The sequence below is a fragment of the Flavobacterium sp. IMCC34518 genome (genome assembly GCF_027111095.2).
In the GTDB taxonomy this organism is placed as follows: domain Bacteria; phylum Bacteroidota; class Bacteroidia; order Flavobacteriales; family Flavobacteriaceae; genus Flavobacterium; species Flavobacterium praedii.
In genome coordinates, this window is record NZ_CP114284.2 from 2,528,934 (window position 1) to 2,546,149 (window position 17,216).

At 32.6% G+C, this 17,216-nt stretch carries 14 protein-coding genes; 3 read left to right on the forward strand and 11 right to left on the reverse strand.

Features of this window, described 5'->3' with window-relative positions; translation table 11 throughout:
* Positions 1 to 45: 45 nt before the first annotated feature.
* The 10 genes from OZP06_RS10685 to OZP06_RS10730 all read right to left on the reverse strand — a co-directional run bounded on the left by OZP06_RS10685 (position 46) and on the right by OZP06_RS10730 (position 9,989).
* A complete protein-coding gene (locus tag OZP06_RS10685) occupies positions 46 to 960 on the reverse strand; it encodes a hypothetical protein (RefSeq protein WP_281323702.1) in 915 nt (304 codons plus the stop codon).
* Positions 961 to 1,075: 115 nt separating this feature from the next.
* A complete protein-coding gene (locus tag OZP06_RS10690; RefSeq protein WP_281323703.1) occupies positions 1,076 to 1,954 on the reverse strand; it encodes a hypothetical protein in 879 nt (292 codons plus the stop codon).
* A 5-nt stretch (positions 1,955 to 1,959) separates the two neighbouring features.
* On the reverse strand, positions 1,960 to 4,107 hold the full coding sequence (locus OZP06_RS10695) for a hypothetical protein (protein WP_269221836.1): 2,148 nt from the start codon (positions 4,105 to 4,107) through the stop codon (positions 1,960 to 1,962).
* A gap of 11 nt (positions 4,108 to 4,118) precedes the next feature.
* Positions 4,119 to 4,613 (reverse strand): DUF4280 domain-containing protein, encoded by a 495-nt coding sequence (locus OZP06_RS10700; RefSeq protein WP_269221837.1) that lies wholly within the window; start codon positions 4,611 to 4,613, stop codon positions 4,119 to 4,121.
* A gap of 49 nt (positions 4,614 to 4,662) precedes the next feature.
* Positions 4,663 to 5,727 carry a peptidoglycan-binding protein LysM gene (locus tag OZP06_RS10705; RefSeq protein WP_281323704.1) on the reverse strand — a complete coding sequence of 355 codons (1,065 nt, stop codon included), beginning with the start codon at positions 5,725 to 5,727 and terminating at the stop codon, positions 4,663 to 4,665.
* A 36-nt stretch (positions 5,728 to 5,763) separates the two neighbouring features.
* Positions 5,764 to 6,276, reverse strand: coding sequence for a type VI secretion system TssO (tssO, locus tag OZP06_RS10710; protein WP_269221840.1), 513 nt, complete (start codon positions 6,274 to 6,276; stop codon positions 5,764 to 5,766).
* Between the two features lie 4 nt (positions 6,277 to 6,280).
* Positions 6,281 to 7,453, reverse strand: a complete 1,173-nt coding sequence (locus OZP06_RS10715; protein WP_269221841.1) for a hypothetical protein — start codon at positions 7,451 to 7,453, stop codon at positions 6,281 to 6,283.
* Between the two features lie 29 nt (positions 7,454 to 7,482).
* Positions 7,483 to 8,418, reverse strand: coding sequence for a TssN family type VI secretion system protein (locus tag OZP06_RS10720; RefSeq protein WP_269221842.1), 936 nt, complete (start codon positions 8,416 to 8,418; stop codon positions 7,483 to 7,485).
* A gap of 1 nt (position 8,419) precedes the next feature.
* A complete protein-coding gene (locus tag OZP06_RS10725) occupies positions 8,420 to 9,346 on the reverse strand; it encodes a hypothetical protein (protein WP_281323705.1) in 927 nt (308 codons plus the stop codon).
* Complete coding sequence (locus tag OZP06_RS10730) at positions 9,333 to 9,989, reverse strand: NlpC/P60 family protein (protein ID WP_269221845.1); 657 nt, start codon at positions 9,987 to 9,989, stop codon at positions 9,333 to 9,335. The genes OZP06_RS10725 and OZP06_RS10730 overlap by 14 nt, the downstream gene beginning before the upstream one ends.
* Before the next feature lie 619 nt (positions 9,990 to 10,608).
* Here OZP06_RS10730 and OZP06_RS10735 point away from each other — a divergent pair.
* The 3 genes from OZP06_RS10735 (at position 10,609) to OZP06_RS10745 (ending at position 16,244) form a co-directional block, all read left to right on the forward strand.
* Positions 10,609 to 11,673: a PKD domain-containing protein gene (locus tag OZP06_RS10735; RefSeq protein WP_269221846.1), complete on the forward strand. Its 1,065-nt coding sequence runs from the start codon at positions 10,609 to 10,611 to the stop codon at positions 11,671 to 11,673.
* 6 nt (positions 11,674 to 11,679) lie between these two features.
* Positions 11,680 to 14,136 (forward strand): ATP-dependent Clp protease ATP-binding subunit, encoded by a 2,457-nt coding sequence (locus OZP06_RS10740; RefSeq protein WP_281323706.1) that lies wholly within the window; start codon positions 11,680 to 11,682, stop codon positions 14,134 to 14,136.
* Positions 14,137 to 14,390: 254 nt separating this feature from the next.
* Positions 14,391 to 16,244: a type VI secretion system baseplate subunit TssF gene (locus OZP06_RS10745; RefSeq protein WP_269221847.1), complete on the forward strand. Its 1,854-nt coding sequence runs from the start codon at positions 14,391 to 14,393 to the stop codon at positions 16,242 to 16,244.
* A gap of 112 nt (positions 16,245 to 16,356) precedes the next feature.
* Here OZP06_RS10745 and OZP06_RS10750 read toward each other — a convergent pair whose 3' ends face one another.
* Positions 16,357 to 16,806: a hypothetical protein gene (locus OZP06_RS10750; RefSeq protein WP_269221848.1), complete on the reverse strand. Its 450-nt coding sequence runs from the start codon at positions 16,804 to 16,806 to the stop codon at positions 16,357 to 16,359.
* Between the last annotated feature and the right edge of the window lie 410 nt (positions 16,807 to 17,216).

Below are 17,216 nucleotides of genomic sequence, written 5' to 3' on the forward strand. Positions count from 1 at the left end.
TCTCTGTGTATATGAATTGTAAACTGTTGCAGGTCAGTATTTAAATCATTTTTTATTTAATATTTGCCATTTATAATCATAAAATCTTTTGCTTTTTATATAATATTGATCTTTTTCTTTTTTTATCAAAAATATACTTTCGCCTTCGTCTGAAGTACATGTTCCTTCACCTGTATATTTTAATTTAATAGTACTGTTATCTTGAATAATACTATAAGTTCCTTCACAATATGCTTCAAGTGAATTATTTGTTCCGATACTTAAAATAGCTTCAGAACTATTAAAATTAAAATAAAAACTAATCTCAATTGGATCACCAGTTTCCACGCTAGAAACATTAGTCTTGATTACATAGTCACCTTTTAATTCGATTTTTTTATCTTTTGATATCTGGTTGGAGTTATTTAAAAATTTCTCTTTCCAATCTTTGTATTGTGTATCATCTTCATTATTTATATTAAGAGTCGTGGTATTTTTCCACAAGCCATTTGTATTTTTAAAAATTATTTGTTTGTATGGGTAATTAGGATAGTAAGGAACATCCATATTGACGTTATACTTTAAATATTTTTTTTCAATTATAAATATGTATATATCATAGGATTTCTTCAAATTGTTGATATCCATTTTGTTAATTTTTTTTTCCTCTTTTTCAATATCGCTATCAACATTTAAATTCAATTTTTCTTTAGGAATTACATATATATCTACATTTCCTAATTTATTCGTTTTATTTGATTCGTAGATGCATCCATAATCAGGGATTGTAAAGTACCCGTCCATGTATGAATAATCACCGCATTTTAAAAGATTATCTAATGATTCATCTGAATAATCAGTTTCGTTAACCACTATATTTGTGGCTATATTTTTTTCTTCTGTTTTAAGAGTTCCTGAATCATTATTACCTTTGCAAGAAGTAAAAAGAAGAAGCAGTGTTAATAATTTAATTAATTTCATTTTTTATAATTTCTTAGTGTATTTTTTTAAAACATTTAGAATTCTTTATTTGTTCTCTTTGCTTAGGGACACGGATTTTAAATCTGTGATATAGGGTTTTCTGCAGGTTTAAATTTTATTTTATGATATAATCTTTAAGTATAGGTACAATTTTTACTTCATAAAATATTTTTTCTTTATTATCTAATTTAATTTCTAAATTTTTATCTATAAATAATTTTATATCATAATATTCGTTTGTAGTGGACTTCCATCCATTCTCTAAGCTTGGGGAACAATCAATTTCAATTATTTTTTCAGATTTAAATTTTTCTTTAAATTTTTTTAAATTACTTTTTACGTCTAAAGTATCTTTGCTTAATAAAATAGCACCTTTTTGTAAATCATCACAAGCACACATCCTTGTAGGATCTTTTATTTCAGCCTCCGTTTTAATGTACCTTGGAGCCATATCATTTAAAATGTATTCTATAATTGTATTGTCATTATATTTAGAAGACTCTTTTACATAGAACGTAGCGTTTTCTAATAAATCATCAAAAACATACTCGCTTATCATTTCAATTCCGTTGTATGATATGGAAGGATTTTTAGAAGACTCTGTTAATAAATAGAAAGCATTTGTGTCCTTTAACTGTATTATTCTCTCTAAAAGCAATTTTGAAAAAAAAGTAGCTTTAAACTCACCATCACTATCAACAACTGAATTCGCTATATATTTAAAAAAGCCTTCTCTATATTCTTTACTTAACAAATCAGCCATTTTAATATTCTCTATATAAGTATCATTATACTTATATTTTTTCATTTCTAATTTTTCACCAGAAAAAGTTACCTTAGCAAGGTTAAGTCCACTCAATAAAGTCTCGTCTGTATTTATCATTTCTTTATTTTTTTCTTTTGTCATTTCAGTATTATTATTTGATTCATCATTATTTTGTTGTTTACAAGATATTGATATGGTGATTAAGATTGCTAAAAAAATATTTTTCATAATTATTATTTTATTATTTTTAATTTTCCTGGTTTTATATTTGGATATTTTTCATGAAAATCTACCCACCAATCATAAAAAGACTTAGCATCGGTATCAAGTATTCTGATACATCCTTGTGTTCTCTTTAAAACAGGATTAGGTAAAGGATCAAATGTTGTTTTGTCTTCCTGTCTACCTCCATGTATTCTAATGGCAGATCTTCCGCTTTTATCAGCTTCATCTCCACTGCCTTTTATGGGCTCAAACGATAATCTTGGATTAGGTCCATAGGAGATTCTTTTGCTCCCTGAAGTTGAACCTATTATGAAAGGAGAAGCAGATATTCCATAGACTCCATATGGAGCGTCAGAATTTGTAATCATTCTATCTTCTCCTGCAACCCCTTCTAGTAAGCAATCTGAAATTGTAAATGCAAGTTTTTTATTATGATCATATACCTCAATTTTACCTCTTCTACAATTATCTCGAGCTTTTTCATGTGTACACTTTTTTCCAGTATATTTTTCTGTTATAATTACATTCCAAGTGCCTGAATCTATTTCTGGTTCTGACTTTTTGATTTCCTCTTTATTACATAATAAGACTTTAGCTTTTTGGGTTTTACCCTCATCATATATAGCGGAAAGAAATTTTTCAATTTCCCATATGTAAGTCTTTCCTTCTCCGTCATATTTCTTACCACCTCCTTTTTTAACTTTTTCTTTTTCTCCCTTTTCATGAAAAAAAGCGGGGTTTTGTCTGTAACCGTAATGCCTAGATTTACTTAAATCAGTTAGGGATACCCCATCTTTTTTGTATACTAAGGTATATTCGTTATCAAATACTACGTGATTTGGAGTACTCCCTTTTCCTACATCTACAGGCATTAAAATTGATAAATAGAAATCTGTTAATGTTACTAATTTAGATTTCTTTTTACCTAAATATTTTTCAACATAATCTAACTGTTGTAGTGCAGTCATTTTTAGAAGAGCACCTCTTGAAGTTCCAATTGATTCAGCAGCATCATCGCCAAACTGAATTAAACCCACGTAACTTGATCCTTTTCCTGCAGTTGGCGAGAATGTTCTTCCTGTTTCAAGAGCCATAGCTGCCATTAATAAATTAGGATCTTTACCTAATCTATTTGAAATTTCAACAACTTTCTTTCTAAAATCACAACTTACTTTATTTCCCCAAATCAGATCATAATCTTTACAAACGCAAACTCCATTTTCTGTTTTTTTATCATCCTTTTTATCAGGAGTAAAAATCTTTAACACACTATTGATTGCATCAATTGGATTTGGAAGTACTATTGGCTCTATTTTAACTTTTCCCTCCCACCAATCAATAACATCATCCAAAATAGATTTTTCTTTCTCTTGTTTTTTGGAGAGCCCTTTTTTCTGTGCAGGAGTTTCTTTTTTGGGAGTTGCTGGTTTTGCTGTTGTATCCTTGTAACTAGGATTGGCAACATTAGTATTAGTGCTTGCTGTTTTTTTGTTCAAAATTTCGGCAGTGACATAATACTCATGTGTTTTGCCTTCGTCAGCATCACCTTTGGCTTTTACGGCATTGGCAATTTTGGCAAAATCGGGTTCTAAAACAAAATCAATATCGGCAATTCCATTTTTTACAATGCCGGGAAGTGTTTTCATTTTATTCTTCTCATTGGCTTTGTTGTGCCCTGCGCCAGGAGCGTCGTCTTCCCATAGGGTAGCATACACTGTGCGTCTCTCCATGTGCAGGCAATGAACTCTTGCTTTGAGTGTTTGGCCATAAGCTAAAGGCTTGGAAGGTTTCTTTCCTTGTTTGTCCAGAAACTCAATACTGTCTATTTTTGGACTCTCGGCATTGTGTGGTTTTACATCTAATCTGGCAGTTTGCTCTCCTTTTTTTGCAAGGATGCGGATGCCTTTTCTTTCCAGACTTTTTTGTATAAATTTATAGAAAACTTTATTTCCTGTTTTGTTATTTTCCTCTTTTTTGATCCATTTGCCATTTTCCAATACATGCACTGACCATTCTACTGGAAATTCAAAAGGATTTGGTTTTGATCCATTTAAAATTTCTGTAGGGATTGATGAAGGCAACAATTGGCTTACCGAGTACGATTCTTCTTTACCGACTACGGGTGCTGGATTTCCTGTTATTTTTAATTCAGACATACTACTTTCTTTTATATACAAATAGAATCAGTTCCATTCACTTCGGCTTGAAATTTTGCTTTATTGACCAAGGGATTAATTTGGTTGCTTACTTGTGGTTTTGCTTTTTTTGCATTTTGCTTGCCAGGTTCTGCTTTTTGTCCGTGTTTGTCCACCGTAATGCAATCTGGTCCACCTATGGGGCAGGTTGCTTTACTGCTTTCCAATAATATCTTTCCTTTGTTGGACAACGTTACTTTGTCGTAAAATCCAGACCATTTGGTAATCACCGCTTGGCATGGCAAATAATCACCGCTTCCGTTGGGTTGCATTTTGCATTTGCCAAAAGTATTTTTCTCAAGGGTTTGCCCAATTTCTTTGTCGGTTGCAATGAGTTTTTTTGAGGCATCTTTGTCATTCGCATAATGCTTACTCTGTGTTTTTACCTTTAGTTTATCCAACTTGGGTTCTACACTAAATTTGCATTTTACGGTGGCTCCTTGTACTACTATGTGTTTTTCGCTCATTGCTTTGATTTTTTGAAACTTTAATTTCTTTGTTTTTTATAAATCGAATTTAATTCAGCTGATGGTTTGTGTCCATGGTTTGTTTTTCTACTTCTTCAATACCCTCAATTGTGATGGTTGATTTTACAGGGGAATCGTAGTTTATGCAACATTCCAATTCCATTTTTTCGATGCAATAGTTATCGGGATTCAAGAAATAAGTTGCTTTGTAATTTCCTTCCCAAGGATCCAATTCAAATGCAATGTCAATATCTACATAATCGCCAGTTTGTTCCACTTTGATTGAATGGTTTTCTTCTAAAAAAGGCTCTACTTTTTGTTGCACTTTAAAAAGGGCTTCTTCTTCTTTTATCAAAGGAAATGTAATGTTGTTTTCAAAAGTGTATTCAGGAGTATACCCTACGTGAATACCATTAAAGAATGCGTTCAAAAAATAATCTGATTTAAGAGCAGTCATCAAGTTTGCTTTGGTTTCGAGGTATTGCTCTACATGTTTGATATGAATTTGAGTTACATCACCTTCGTAATAGTCTAAGATTTCTTTTTTTGTATTTTCCCATCGCTCCACTATTTCATTATAATTGTAAACATCAACCCATTTGCCAGTTGAATCTACTACAACTTGTAACGGATAAAGAGCTTCGGTTGTTTTTGCATCCATCTCATCCATCATTGTGTCGGGCGCAAGGGTGTTGATATAAATAGCTTTAGCTCTTTTAATCTCAAAAAGATGAAATCCATTTTTGTCAATTGCAATCCATTTTACATTCGTTTCAAAATTTAGGATGTCTTTTTCGTCACCTTCTTCGATTGTATATTTTACATTGTAATTCTTTTGCGATCCTGCTGGTAGAAACGGCAAGGTATTTCCTTTTGAAAAACTAACTTTTCTTCGTTTTTTTTCTACTGTTTCATTTATTTCATTGTCGTTTTTAACGGGTGGCAAAAGCAATACCTCTAAATGACTTGGAAAATCAGCTTCAATCAAATCGGGTATTTCACAATAAATATTATGATACCTTCTCAATTCCAGAGGGGCTATAGCAAGTTCCTGAGCTACTTTTTGCAAAGTATCTCCTTTCTGAATGGTATAGATTCTGTCTGTTGTTTTCAAGTGTAGCGTGATTTTGTTTTGCTAAAGAAGCCTTACTTATTGATTTTGATAGATTTGTCGGCAAACGTCTAAGTCTCTGCGCACTTTTTCAAGTTCTTCTTTATAGGTTTTAGCCGATTGGTTCAAACTGTCGATAAGGTGTGCATTATGGGTAAGGCTTCTGATTTCTTTTTTGTAATCTATAATTTGCTTGTAGGCCAAGATGATATTGTTGTACATCTTTTTATTGTTGATAGAGTCTTTTGGTAGTTTTTGATAAATGTCTGCCAAGATCACATTTGCCAATCGTTGTTGAAAATCGTTGTCTTGTTTTGGTGCATTTATGGAATCGACTACTGTTCGAACACTGTCAATCTTTACAGCAAAATTGGTTTGATAATCAAATTCTTTGTTCAGTTTCTCATTTTGAGATTTCAATACTTTATTTTCAGCTCTTGGCATATAAAAATTGAAAGATGCTGCAATTAATATTACTGTTATTGTTAAGATAAAAACCACTAAAAATGCAAAGAATGCTTTTTGACGTTCCTGTTTGTTTAATACTTCCATTTTTTTATTTTTCTATAAAGAAACTATGTCTTTTACTGTTGTTCATAATGCTATCGTTTTTATCTGTTTCGGCTACAAATAATTCGATATTTTCTTTTTTCTTACCGATGTAATCCAATCTGTTTAAGGTTTCGAAAAGTTTTTCTATTTTTTCTAAAAACTGAATGGATACCGTAGCTGTTTTATCAATATGGACATGATCGTAGTTGGTATTGATCAAAGTGGTAAATAAAGTTTCGAAATCCCCTTGTGAAAGATCACACCAATCTGCAAAATAATTTAAGAGTTCTTCTTTACCAGATCCTGATTTGGAATCGATAAAATTTTTCATAATTCTGGCCAAAGAAACTACTGAGCTAAACATGCTTGCAGGATGTTGATGCAAAGAAAACCAACGAAATTGTGTTAGTGTTTGCCCCAAATAATTGGCGGTAAAATCGGCCAATCCCATCATCATTTGAACCAAAATACCAGTTTGCTGGTTTCTATTGATTTTTTGAGCTATTTGTACCGAATATATTTCGAGCTGTCCAAAACTATGTGCAATACTGGATTGCAAATCAATAAGTTTGGGATGACTTGATACCGTTACCGAAGATGGAATATAAGCTTCGTCTAATGTTGTGGTATCACCAATTACGATTTTACCAATTGCCAGATAAAAACCTCCGTACCCTATTCCAGAACGAAACTCATCTGCATTTATCAAATGGAGTTTGTATTCGGGTTGGGTATTCGGATAACGAGGAGGAACTTCTTCTGGATCTGGCTCACCAAAAGGAATGCGTTTCATAGAATTTACAGAAATACACGCTAACAAAACGTGTTGTTCTCCTTCTTTAATTTGATAGGTATCTTCGGCATACGGAATTTGTAAATCCAATGTGTCTGTAAAATTTCGGCTTATCTCAATACGGGAACCATTGGGTGTAATGGCATGGCATTCTTCGACTCTTACTCGCAATAGTTTGTGATTGTCAATACCCAAAGTGATTTTTATAGCCTCTTTATTTTGATTTCCCAAGTTCAACAAACCATAGCTCATTGGGGTAGTGTGTATGCCTATAGCGTCATTTACTAACTCTGCAACATTTTCTTGCATAGCCAAAAAATGACTTTTGTTAATCTTCATTCCGTCAATCCAATTGACTGGAAAATGATTCAGCTTTTCAACCATTTTTTTATAGTATTAGTAGTTTGTTTGTATTAGTTGTCTTGGTTTTCATGAATGAAACCTATTGTTTTGTCCTCTTTTTTGTTTACAATTTGTTTTTCTTTTCGTTCACAAATAATAACCGAATTCTCTGTGATTCCGTTCATTCCCAAAGTATATCTTGCATCGACATATTTTACTTTTTCATTCCATTTGGGTTGCAAGAAAAAGACCCAATGGCAAGGTTTTCCATCAAAATTGAGTTGTATTGGCTGGTTCGAAAAGTGTTTGTTATAATCGTGTGCTGTATGGTAAAACAAACGGCCAAAGTCCATTCGTACTGGTCCTTTTGCTCTTATTGATGTGTATTCTTTATCATTTTCATTTTTTTTAATTAATAACGTAATCAATAAAAGATCTCTAATTTCTGCATCGAGCAAATCTTCGTAAGCATTTTTTTCTTCTGGAAATTTCCAAGTCACATATATTTTTGGCGGAATTTGGATCATGTATTCAAATAACCCGTTGACCCATGTTGGTATGAAAAAGGCAATAAATTGGGAACACATTAATAGCGTAAATTCCAATCCACTTAGAGCAGTGTAGATTAATATAAAGGGTATGCTGGAGTACAATACAATCACTAACGAAAAAAGCAATTCTGAGGGGAGTGTTTTTAAATGGAATTCATCAAAATACCAACGGTAAAAAAATACATGCATCCCACCAAACAGTAGGGTTGAGATTTGATAAAACAAAAACTCGTCGGACAGCTTAGAGAAAAGTTTGTTGAAACCCAAAAATGCTACTAAAGCATAAATGAACATAAATGACAAAGCATAGATGTAAAATTTTCTTTTGTAATTTTTATCAAATTCTTTTACTTTGTCACTAAAAATCATAGTCAAAACGACAGTAATTGCTATTAATATTACTATAATTATAATAAGTCTTATGTCGATAAGATCCCTTAAATGGTTTTTGATCATTTTATATTCTTGTTGAGTAGCCTAATACAGGCTCAGTATTAAAATTAAATTCTTCTATGTCTTGATTCATTATCAAAAGTGTCTTGAGTTCAACTTCCATTGGAAAGAAATGCTCATAGAAACAGTCGATAAATTTTTTTATTTCTCCATCATTTATAAATTTCACAAATGGATTTTTAGTAATGGGCCCTATTTCGATTGTAACATTATACGAATAATCCATATAGCTGTTGCCACATATCAAATCAATCCCCAATCGATTATCCCCGAGTGTAATTTCTTCTTTATTGTCGCTGTATTCTTTTGATCCCGAAGTTTTGAAACGGATAGGCTCTTCTATAATACTTGACAAACAACGACAACATAGGTCAATATCACCGACAATTTTATAAGCATAAGGCAATAATTGAATCAATTTGGAAACCAGTACAGCTGGAAAATCTTTGGATAATCCCCAGAATTCGTAGAAAAACTCTAATGGTTTACTGCCATTCAGTTTATAAAGAAAATCACGTTCTGTATTTTCTATTTTTGTTCTATAGTGAAATATTTCGTTTTCAAACGGGGAAAAGAAATTACGCGATTCAGCCTCCTTTTTTTTCTGATGTTTGTGTTCCCGAATCATTTGGTTTACTGATTTCTCGGTGCCATTGTCACTAGGGCTGTGCATGAATCCTTCGGGTAAAGTGTCGTAAATACTATCTCTGGAGAGTTGTAATTTGAGGTATTCTCGACTGTCAAAATTATCATCTATGATGTTTGCACTCAGTATATCATGGCGATATGCTCTGGAAAACTGGCCTTCATTTGCAATGATAATATTGTTCTCAGTTAGTGCATTGCTCTGAATAAGTTCATTGACAATGATCTCAGCCCGAATATCATGAGCGATTTCTTCTATTTGATTGACTATTTTACTTAGTTCCATTTGACTGTTTCTTTGCTTCTTCAATTATCCTGCCCGATGCGATGTAGCGTAATTGAAAATATTCGTCATTAAAATTGTAAATAGCCAAGCCCTTATCTGTGCAAGCCAAGATTCTATCGTTGTGCAAATACATACCCACATCCGAAATAGGATGATCTTTGTCGTATCTAAAAAATACTAGATCTCCTTCTTCAAGAAAACCACGTCCTGTAAATAATTGCAATGATTTTGATCTAAACATTCCTGCAGGGTCTTTTGGGAGTGTTACTTTGTAAACAGAACTGTAAAGTGATTGAATGAAATAAGAACAATCAATCCCATCTTTAGAAAAGCTTTTGTCTTTGTATGGAGTGTCAATCCATTTGTCGATGTAAGAATATAGTTTGTAATCTGTTATTTTTTTTGGCATTACTCCAAGTACAATGCTGTATTTTTCTTTTATAGCTAAAACTTCATCACTTAAATTTTCGGTATTATCATTGACAACTGCTTGATTCTCTAGTGCCTTTTCATTCATTTTATTCTGTTTTTTCAATAAATCAACAGAATAATCGTATTTGAATGGAACTTGAGCTATGTAATTTTCGCTTCCACAGCCAAGCAGAATGGTGAATAATAGCAACAGCACTAATTTATATTTCATTTGTAGGTTTATATTTTTTTAAAGATTTCAAATTGTTTCAAAATCTTTCTTTTTATGTGTTAATTTTTTGTTGAATTTTATTTTTTTATAAATAAAAAACACTGCCTATTCCTATGTCAAAAGTGATCGGATAGACAAGTCTTTCTTTGAATTAAATCAGTAGAAATTCAAGTTAATAACTTGTGGTTTTTCTTAATTTAAAATATAAATAAAGTATTATAAATAAAATAAAATGGTTTTTGGAAAATTTTCTAATTGACTTGAAAATTCAATTTTAAAAATGTGGTATGGGGCAAATGTATAAATATAATTTTAAAAACAAATTTTTTTTGTAAAATAAAACTTAATTATAATACAATCAAAGTAAGAAAGTAAGTACCACGTATTTATACGTGGTTTTTATAATTTTTATAATATTATATTTTTTATAATATTGTTTTAAGTGATTGTAAATCAGCTTTTAAATTTATTTTGTAGCTATTTATTCTATTTTTTATTAAAAATAATTCTTATATTTTGTTATGTTTGAATCTAATAAAAGTATATGTTTGTATTTAAAATCATACACAATTATTGAAAAACGGATGATTTGTTTTTTTCTTAAAATATAAAAGTAGTGATGAAAAAAGGTTATTTTGATGTTAAGTTTGATCTAAAGATTGTGCTGTTTTTTGTACTTTTTTTATTACTTTCAATTGTATATTTTTTAGTGCAATTTTTTAATCGGGTAGACTGTGATACTGCCAAATTTTACGTCTTATCGGAGCACTTTCAAAGTGAAGAATCTGTAGAGTTTTATGACAAAACAGAGAACGCAAATGCTTGGCTTTGGGACTTTGGAGATGGTTCGGAATTTGATACCAGACAACATACTTTTCACATCTACAAACAGTCAGGAAAATACATTGTTTCACTTACATTAAATGGAGTTTGTATCCATACCAAAGAAGTCACTATCAGTGATAATCATAGTGTAAATAAAAGTGAAATGCCTACTATTTTTGCCTCCAAAATTATTACTGTGGGTCAGCCCACTTATTTTAGAGGGATAAAAGACGGTGGAAGAACTTGGGAGTGGTCTTTTGGCGAAAATAATGGGATTGACGATACTACTCAAAATCCTGTTTACATATTTACAAAAGCAGGAGAAAAAATTATCACTTTGGTTGCAAATGGTAATTTTAATAGTGTGGCCAGAATTGCTGTTTATGTCCATCCAAAAGAAATTAAAAAAATTAATCCATTGGATGTCGCTTCTTATGAATATGAAAAAGAACCCGAAAAATTTTCTTTGCCAAAAGGGAAAGTACAAAAAGACCCATTAGAAGATATGTTGCAATACATTCCTGTTGCGTCCCGTACGGAAGCCAAAAAGGACTCAACAAAGACAGATAAAAAAGCACCAAAAATATCCGAAGATCAATTTGAAATTCTATTGTTAAAAGTGGCTGAAGGGAGTAAAGTAAAAGATGATTTTGAAGAATTTTTATGCGGAAATTACGAAATGCCAGTTGTTAAAAATGGCGAAGATCTTTTAACTTTTGAACAATTCTGTGATAATATTAAGGGAAAAAAGATTCGAATTGACGCCATTCGGTTGAATAAGGATAAAATGACCAACTGTGTCAAAGGGTTGAATATTAGTTACAAAGTTAAATCACTGCTTATTTGGTCCAAAGATTAAAGTAAAATGGAAGAAGAAAAAAATATTTTCAGTCAGGAATTAATCACTGCTTTTGAAATTGCTAAGAAAATTGCTAAGAACAATTCGAATCAGGTTTACACCGCTTCTCATTTATTAAAAGCAATGCTGAATAGGGATTTTTCCCTTTTGAAACAGCTTGAAAGTATGGGAAAAGACGTTTATTATCTCGACGAGTGGGCCGAGGTTCGAATGGAAGATGAACCCAAAACAAATCATGTTTTGGATGCTGAGCCCAGTGATGTTATCGATGCCATTATCAATGAAGCCGAATTGGTTCGTGTGATGCTGAACGAAGAATCTATCTCACTTTTTGCTGTAATGGTAGCTTTGAGTTCACCTGGCGTAGGGTTCAATTTTGACCAAATGAAAACCTATCCAATTGCTAGGAACGAATTGTTGGAAGAACAAATTCTAGCACCACAAGAAGTTGGAAATTCAGGTAAGCAAGAGGTGAAAAAAGGATTTTTAGGAAAGTATTGTATTCATAGAAATTTAGAAAAAAATAAAAAACATAGAATTGCAATTGGACGTGATACGGAGCTGAATACCATGAAAGAAATTTTGTGTCGTTTCTCCAAACCCAATGTGCTAATCATAGGAGATAGAGGTATTGGTAAATCAACTTTGATTGACAATCTAGTTCTAAATGTGATTCAGAATCAAGTGCCAGATGTGTTGCATAAGGTGCAATTATTTGAGTTGGATTTGTCTTCTTTAATTGCGGGTGCATCTTACAAAGGCGAAATCGAGGATCGTTTGCGCAATTGTATTCAGGAATTAAGACAATACCCAAAATCGATTTTGATTATTGAAGAGATTCATACTTTGCTAGATAAAAATGGAGGAGATTCTGGAGTTTCGAATGTATTGAAAGGAGAATTGGCCAAAGGTTTGAACATTATTGCTACATCGACTGTTGAGGAATATTCGAAACGAATAGAGAAGGAGCAGGGCTTGGCAGGAATGTTCGAGTTGTTGAAATTGGAAGAAGCAGATAACAATACTTTGTTTCGAATGATAAAAGAATCGATACAAGTATATCAAGAACATCATAAAATAAAGATTGACGAAGAAACCATTTCTGAATCAATTCGGTTGTCGAGACGGTATTTGAAAGAAAAAAGTTTGCCGGAATCGGCTATAAATTTGATTGATCATACCATGTCGGTTTTGAAAACTTCTGGGGAGACTTTCTTGAAAGAGAAAGAATCTTTGATGAACAAACTTCAAGTTTTGAAAACCAACGAAATGGAGTTGACAGAAGAACAATTGCTGAAAGAAGCCAATTGGTTCTTACAGGATTTGATTAAAAAAACCACTTTTTTGATGGTGGTTGACGATCATAATAGTGAAGAGTTTGAGAATTCAAAACTGTTATTTCAGTATATTGAATCGTTGTTGCAGACACTTGAAGAAAAGGCATTGGACAAAAGAGTGCATATTGAAGCCTTTGATTTGTCTCTTGTGATTGCTCAAAAAACAGGAATTCCTGTTGGGAAATTAAAAGAAGAAGAAAAAACTAAACTCAATTCGATTGAAGAAGTATTAGGTCAGCGCGTGATTGGTCAGGATCATTGCATAGCCACTGTGGCGGGTTCAATTCTGGAATCCCGATCGGGATTGAGTAAATCGGGTCAGCCCATTGCTTCTTTCTTTTTTCTAGGACCTACGGGAACTGGAAAAACGGAGTTGGCCAAAAGTTTGGCCGAGTTTCTTTTTCAAGATGAGACCGCTATTATCCGTTTTGATATGTCGGAGTTCAAGGAAGAACATTCGGCAGCATTGCTTTATGGCGCACCTCCAGGATATGTTGGTTATGAAGAAGGTGGTTTGTTGGTCAACAAAATAAGACAAAAACCATATTCGATTGTGCTTTTTGATGAGATTGAAAAAGCGCATACTTCTGTTTATGATGTTTTTCTTCAAATAATGGACGAGGGAAAATTACACGATAGATTAGGAAAAGAAGGCGATTTCTCGAATGCCATTATATTGTTTACTTCGAATATTGGTGCCGATCATATAGTGGAATCGTTTAATAGAAATGAGATTCCAACATCGACTTCATTGATGGAAATTATGGGTCGTTTTTTCAGGCCTGAATTTTTGGGTAGGCTTACGGAGATTGTTCCTTTTGCACCAATCAGTAAAGACAATGCTTTGAAAATATTTGAAGTCCATCTTAAAAAAGAATTCATGGACTTGCTAAAAACCATCAATATTACGGTTGATATTCCTATGGAAGTCAAAATGCATTTGGCCGAAAGTGGTTATAATGCCAAATATGGAGCAAGACCTATTAAAAGTATTATTAGAAGTCATTTGAGAAGACCACTTGCTAAAAAAATTATTTCGGGTGAAGTTCAGGAAGGAGACCGTATGACTGTTTCTATTGAGAATGGCGAAGTACACTGGACGAAAGAGCTAGTATTGGAGGTGTAATGTGTATTTTCTATTATGAAAATATAATTCCACTAAAGGTCTTGGTTACGCTTGCGTGAGGGATAGGCCGTACTACCGAAGTAGTGGCAATAGCCCGACGCCGTTGAGGAAAGGGGCTTTGTAAGCAGTGCTATAAGTAAGCCCCTTTTCTCAACGGGGTCACGCCCAAATGATTATTATAGAATAAATATAATTGAAAACCGTTTTGTAAAGAGACTGTTGAAAAAAGAGATTCATTCATTTTTTTAGAAAATATGAGACAAGAAAGAATAAAAGACAGAGTTTTGAAGAGAGCGGCGAGAGCTTGGGGGTTTTCGGATATTGAGATGGAAACGACTTTTGATCCTGTGGTGAGTTTATTACTCAATGCCTTGTCTTATGAACTCGAAAAAGTTTCGCATGAATTGGAAGATTCCAAAACTCGTGTGGTGGAGCGTGTCTTGGAAATTATGTTTCCGGAGGTGACTTCGGGAGCCAAGCCAGCTCGTGGAATTCTTCATGCTTTGCCCTTGGAAAACAACCTGAAAGTCTCCCTGAAAAACCAAATGGTAGTGGGGCGCAGGATGCATAATATTTACAATCCGCTGAAACCGATTGTGAAAGAGATTTTTCTTTCGCCAACATTGGAGGTGAAATTGACGTCTTGTAATGTGAAGTACATGGCGTATGAGCGAAATTTGCTGGAAATTTCGAATCTGTTTTACAAAGAACCTGTTCATGGTTATAAATCTGTTTTACCCGCAGGTGAAATCATTCTAGGGATTGAAATTACAAGTCCTGATGTTGTGGAACTCGAGGATGTTATGTTGTATATTGATATAAAAAATACGCATCAAAAAGAGATGTTTCAATATTATTTGAAGCAATTGAAATGTTATCATGATGATAAAGAAATAAAGGTGCAAGAGGGATATAATGTCCCTTTTAATGATATGAATATTGATTCCATTATCAACAGAAATTACACGCATTTGGTTGAAGTTTCCAGAGAAGTAAACGAGTTTTATTTTGATAATTTTTTTACTTTGAAAGGGAAAATATCGCCTAAAAATATAGCAGATTATTCGTCAGAATATAAAGTTTTTGAAGAGTTAACTAACGAGAATCAAAACAAAATTGTTTGGATTAAAATGATTTTCCCAGAATCTTTGGTGCCACAAATTATTGACAATGTATCGATAACGACGAATTGTTTTCCGGTAATCAATAAGAAATTGCACTCTTTGACTAGAGAGTTAAGCAGTTTTTTGAGTTATATGGCACTGGATACTGAGGACAATAACTACCTCGATATTGATACTGTTGTAGATCCATCGGGCAGTCATTACGAAATAAAAGAATTCAATGATGGTATGGTTGATGAAGGAAATGCTGTTTTAAGAACTGGAGGTGTATCTCGTTTTGATTCTAGAACGGCCTCTGAGTTGTTGCAAAACGTATTAGATTTATTAAAGGATGAGAGTTCTTCGTTTTCGGATCTTGGACAAGATTTTATGAAAAGTGCATTAACTGAGATTAATCAATTACTAGCTTCGGTAGAACAGCAAGCCAAAGAAAGCAGTTTTACCAGAAACAATGCTCCTTATTTGATGATTAGACCCAAGCACAATACAGAAAAAGGTAAAAATTTTACGGCTCAATATTGGTCTACTTGTGCCGAAGATGGTAATGACATCAAAGCTGGAACGATATTGGAGTCCAAAGACGATTTGTATTTTGTGAGCAAACAAACCACCTTGTTTACCAATACTGTGGGAGGAGTCAATAGACAAAACAATAAAGATCGAATTCTAGCCTACCGTAATGCATTGCTTACGAGAGGCCGAATTGTAACATTTGCCGATATAAAGGCCTTTGCGCACGATCATTTTAAAAACATACTTTTGGAGGTTCGAATTGAAAAAGGTACTCGAAAAGAAGTTTCAATTAAAGCTGGATTTAGTAGAACAGTTGATGTATTCATCAAAACGAATCCAGAAGAAAAGCAACATATTTCTGTAACCGAATGGGATTATCTCTGTGATAGCTTTATGAAGTATTTGAAGCAAAGATCATCGAATGTTTTTCCGTATCGTTTGATTATAGATGAACTAGGTAGGGGAGAATAATATTTTTTTTTTGAATTTTATTCTACTAAAAAAGTAGTTTAAAAACGAAAGCGGTTTTTGAACAATAAAAACTAGTTAAACAAATTATAATAATTATCATTTAAAGTTTCATTTATTCTAGACTATTTTGGGGTTGCTTAATGTATTTGTCCAAAATTAATATGAATATTTTGTAAATGATAATGCAAATTGAAATTGGTTGAAATGATCGCTTAAAAACAAATGAATCTCTATCTTCATTAGTGAATGAACTCCAACTAGATACTCTTGTCTCAAAGATATCAGTATTTATTATTTTAAGCCAAACAAAAATTAAAAAAGCACCAATGAGTATTGAAATGAAATACTGTTTTTTAAAAATAAAAGTAGACACAAGTTGCATTATAACAATCGGAATGAATATTAGCACAATTGCATGTTTTATTAATACTTCATTAAAAGAGCAATCTATACAACCCGACGATAATTCTTTTGCATATTCTCCCATTGCAATATAGGCTTGAATTATCGTTAGTATTGCACAAAAAAAGGCAATAATAAAGGGTTTGTAAATTGATTTCATTTTTTTAATTATTTAGAATTGGTTTCTTTCCTTTTTCAAATTTATACATTCCATTAGGCAAAATGCCCGCAGGAGAATCACCAGATCTTGGAAAATCAAAGCTCGTTTAGAATTTAATAAAGTTTCATTCCAACCTTTTTTAAACCAATCTTTTGAATTTAAAGAATTGCCGATTTCTTCATCATCTATTATTATATATCCCTTATTCCAATGACACGGATAAGTCTACATACGAAAGCATAGATTTTCAATCCGTACGCGCACAGTACATTTATAAAGTAAAAAAAAGATGGATAAAAAATAAATTGGGAGTGATAATTGAATGGGAAAGAATTGCAAATCCACTATCTTCATAAGAGCCTTGTGGTTGTTAATTGGTTTAAATAAGCTGCCATGATTATTGTTATAAA

Coding starts and splice junctions, on each gene's coding strand:
- OZP06_RS10685 (WP_281323702.1), bottom strand. CDS start 960: ATGAAATTAATTAAATTATTAACACTGCTTCTTCTTTTTACTTCTTGC.
- OZP06_RS10690 (WP_281323703.1), bottom strand. CDS start 1,954: ATGAAAAATATTTTTTTAGCAATCTTAATCACCATATCAATATCTTGT.
- OZP06_RS10695 (WP_269221836.1), bottom strand. CDS start 4,107: ATGTCTGAATTAAAAATAACAGGAAATCCAGCACCCGTAGTCGGTAAA.
- OZP06_RS10700 (WP_269221837.1), bottom strand. CDS start 4,613: ATGAGCGAAAAACACATAGTAGTACAAGGAGCCACCGTAAAATGCAAA.
- tssO (WP_269221840.1), bottom strand. CDS start 6,276: ATGGAAGTATTAAACAAACAGGAACGTCAAAAAGCATTCTTTGCATTT.
- OZP06_RS10715 (WP_269221841.1), bottom strand. CDS start 7,453: ATGGTTGAAAAGCTGAATCATTTTCCAGTCAATTGGATTGACGGAATG.
- OZP06_RS10720 (WP_269221842.1), bottom strand. CDS start 8,418: ATGATCAAAAACCATTTAAGGGATCTTATCGACATAAGACTTATTATA.
- OZP06_RS10725 (WP_281323705.1), bottom strand. CDS start 9,346: ATGGAACTAAGTAAAATAGTCAATCAAATAGAAGAAATCGCTCATGAT.
- OZP06_RS10730 (WP_269221845.1), bottom strand. CDS start 9,989: ATGAAATATAAATTAGTGCTGTTGCTATTATTCACCATTCTGCTTGGC.
- OZP06_RS10735 (WP_269221846.1), top strand. CDS start 10,609: ATGAAAAAAGGTTATTTTGATGTTAAGTTTGATCTAAAGATTGTGCTG.
- OZP06_RS10740 (WP_281323706.1), top strand. CDS start 11,680: ATGGAAGAAGAAAAAAATATTTTCAGTCAGGAATTAATCACTGCTTTT.
- OZP06_RS10745 (WP_269221847.1), top strand. CDS start 14,391: ATGAGACAAGAAAGAATAAAAGACAGAGTTTTGAAGAGAGCGGCGAGA.
- OZP06_RS10750 (WP_269221848.1), bottom strand. CDS start 16,806: ATGAAATCAATTTACAAACCCTTTATTATTGCCTTTTTTTGTGCAATA.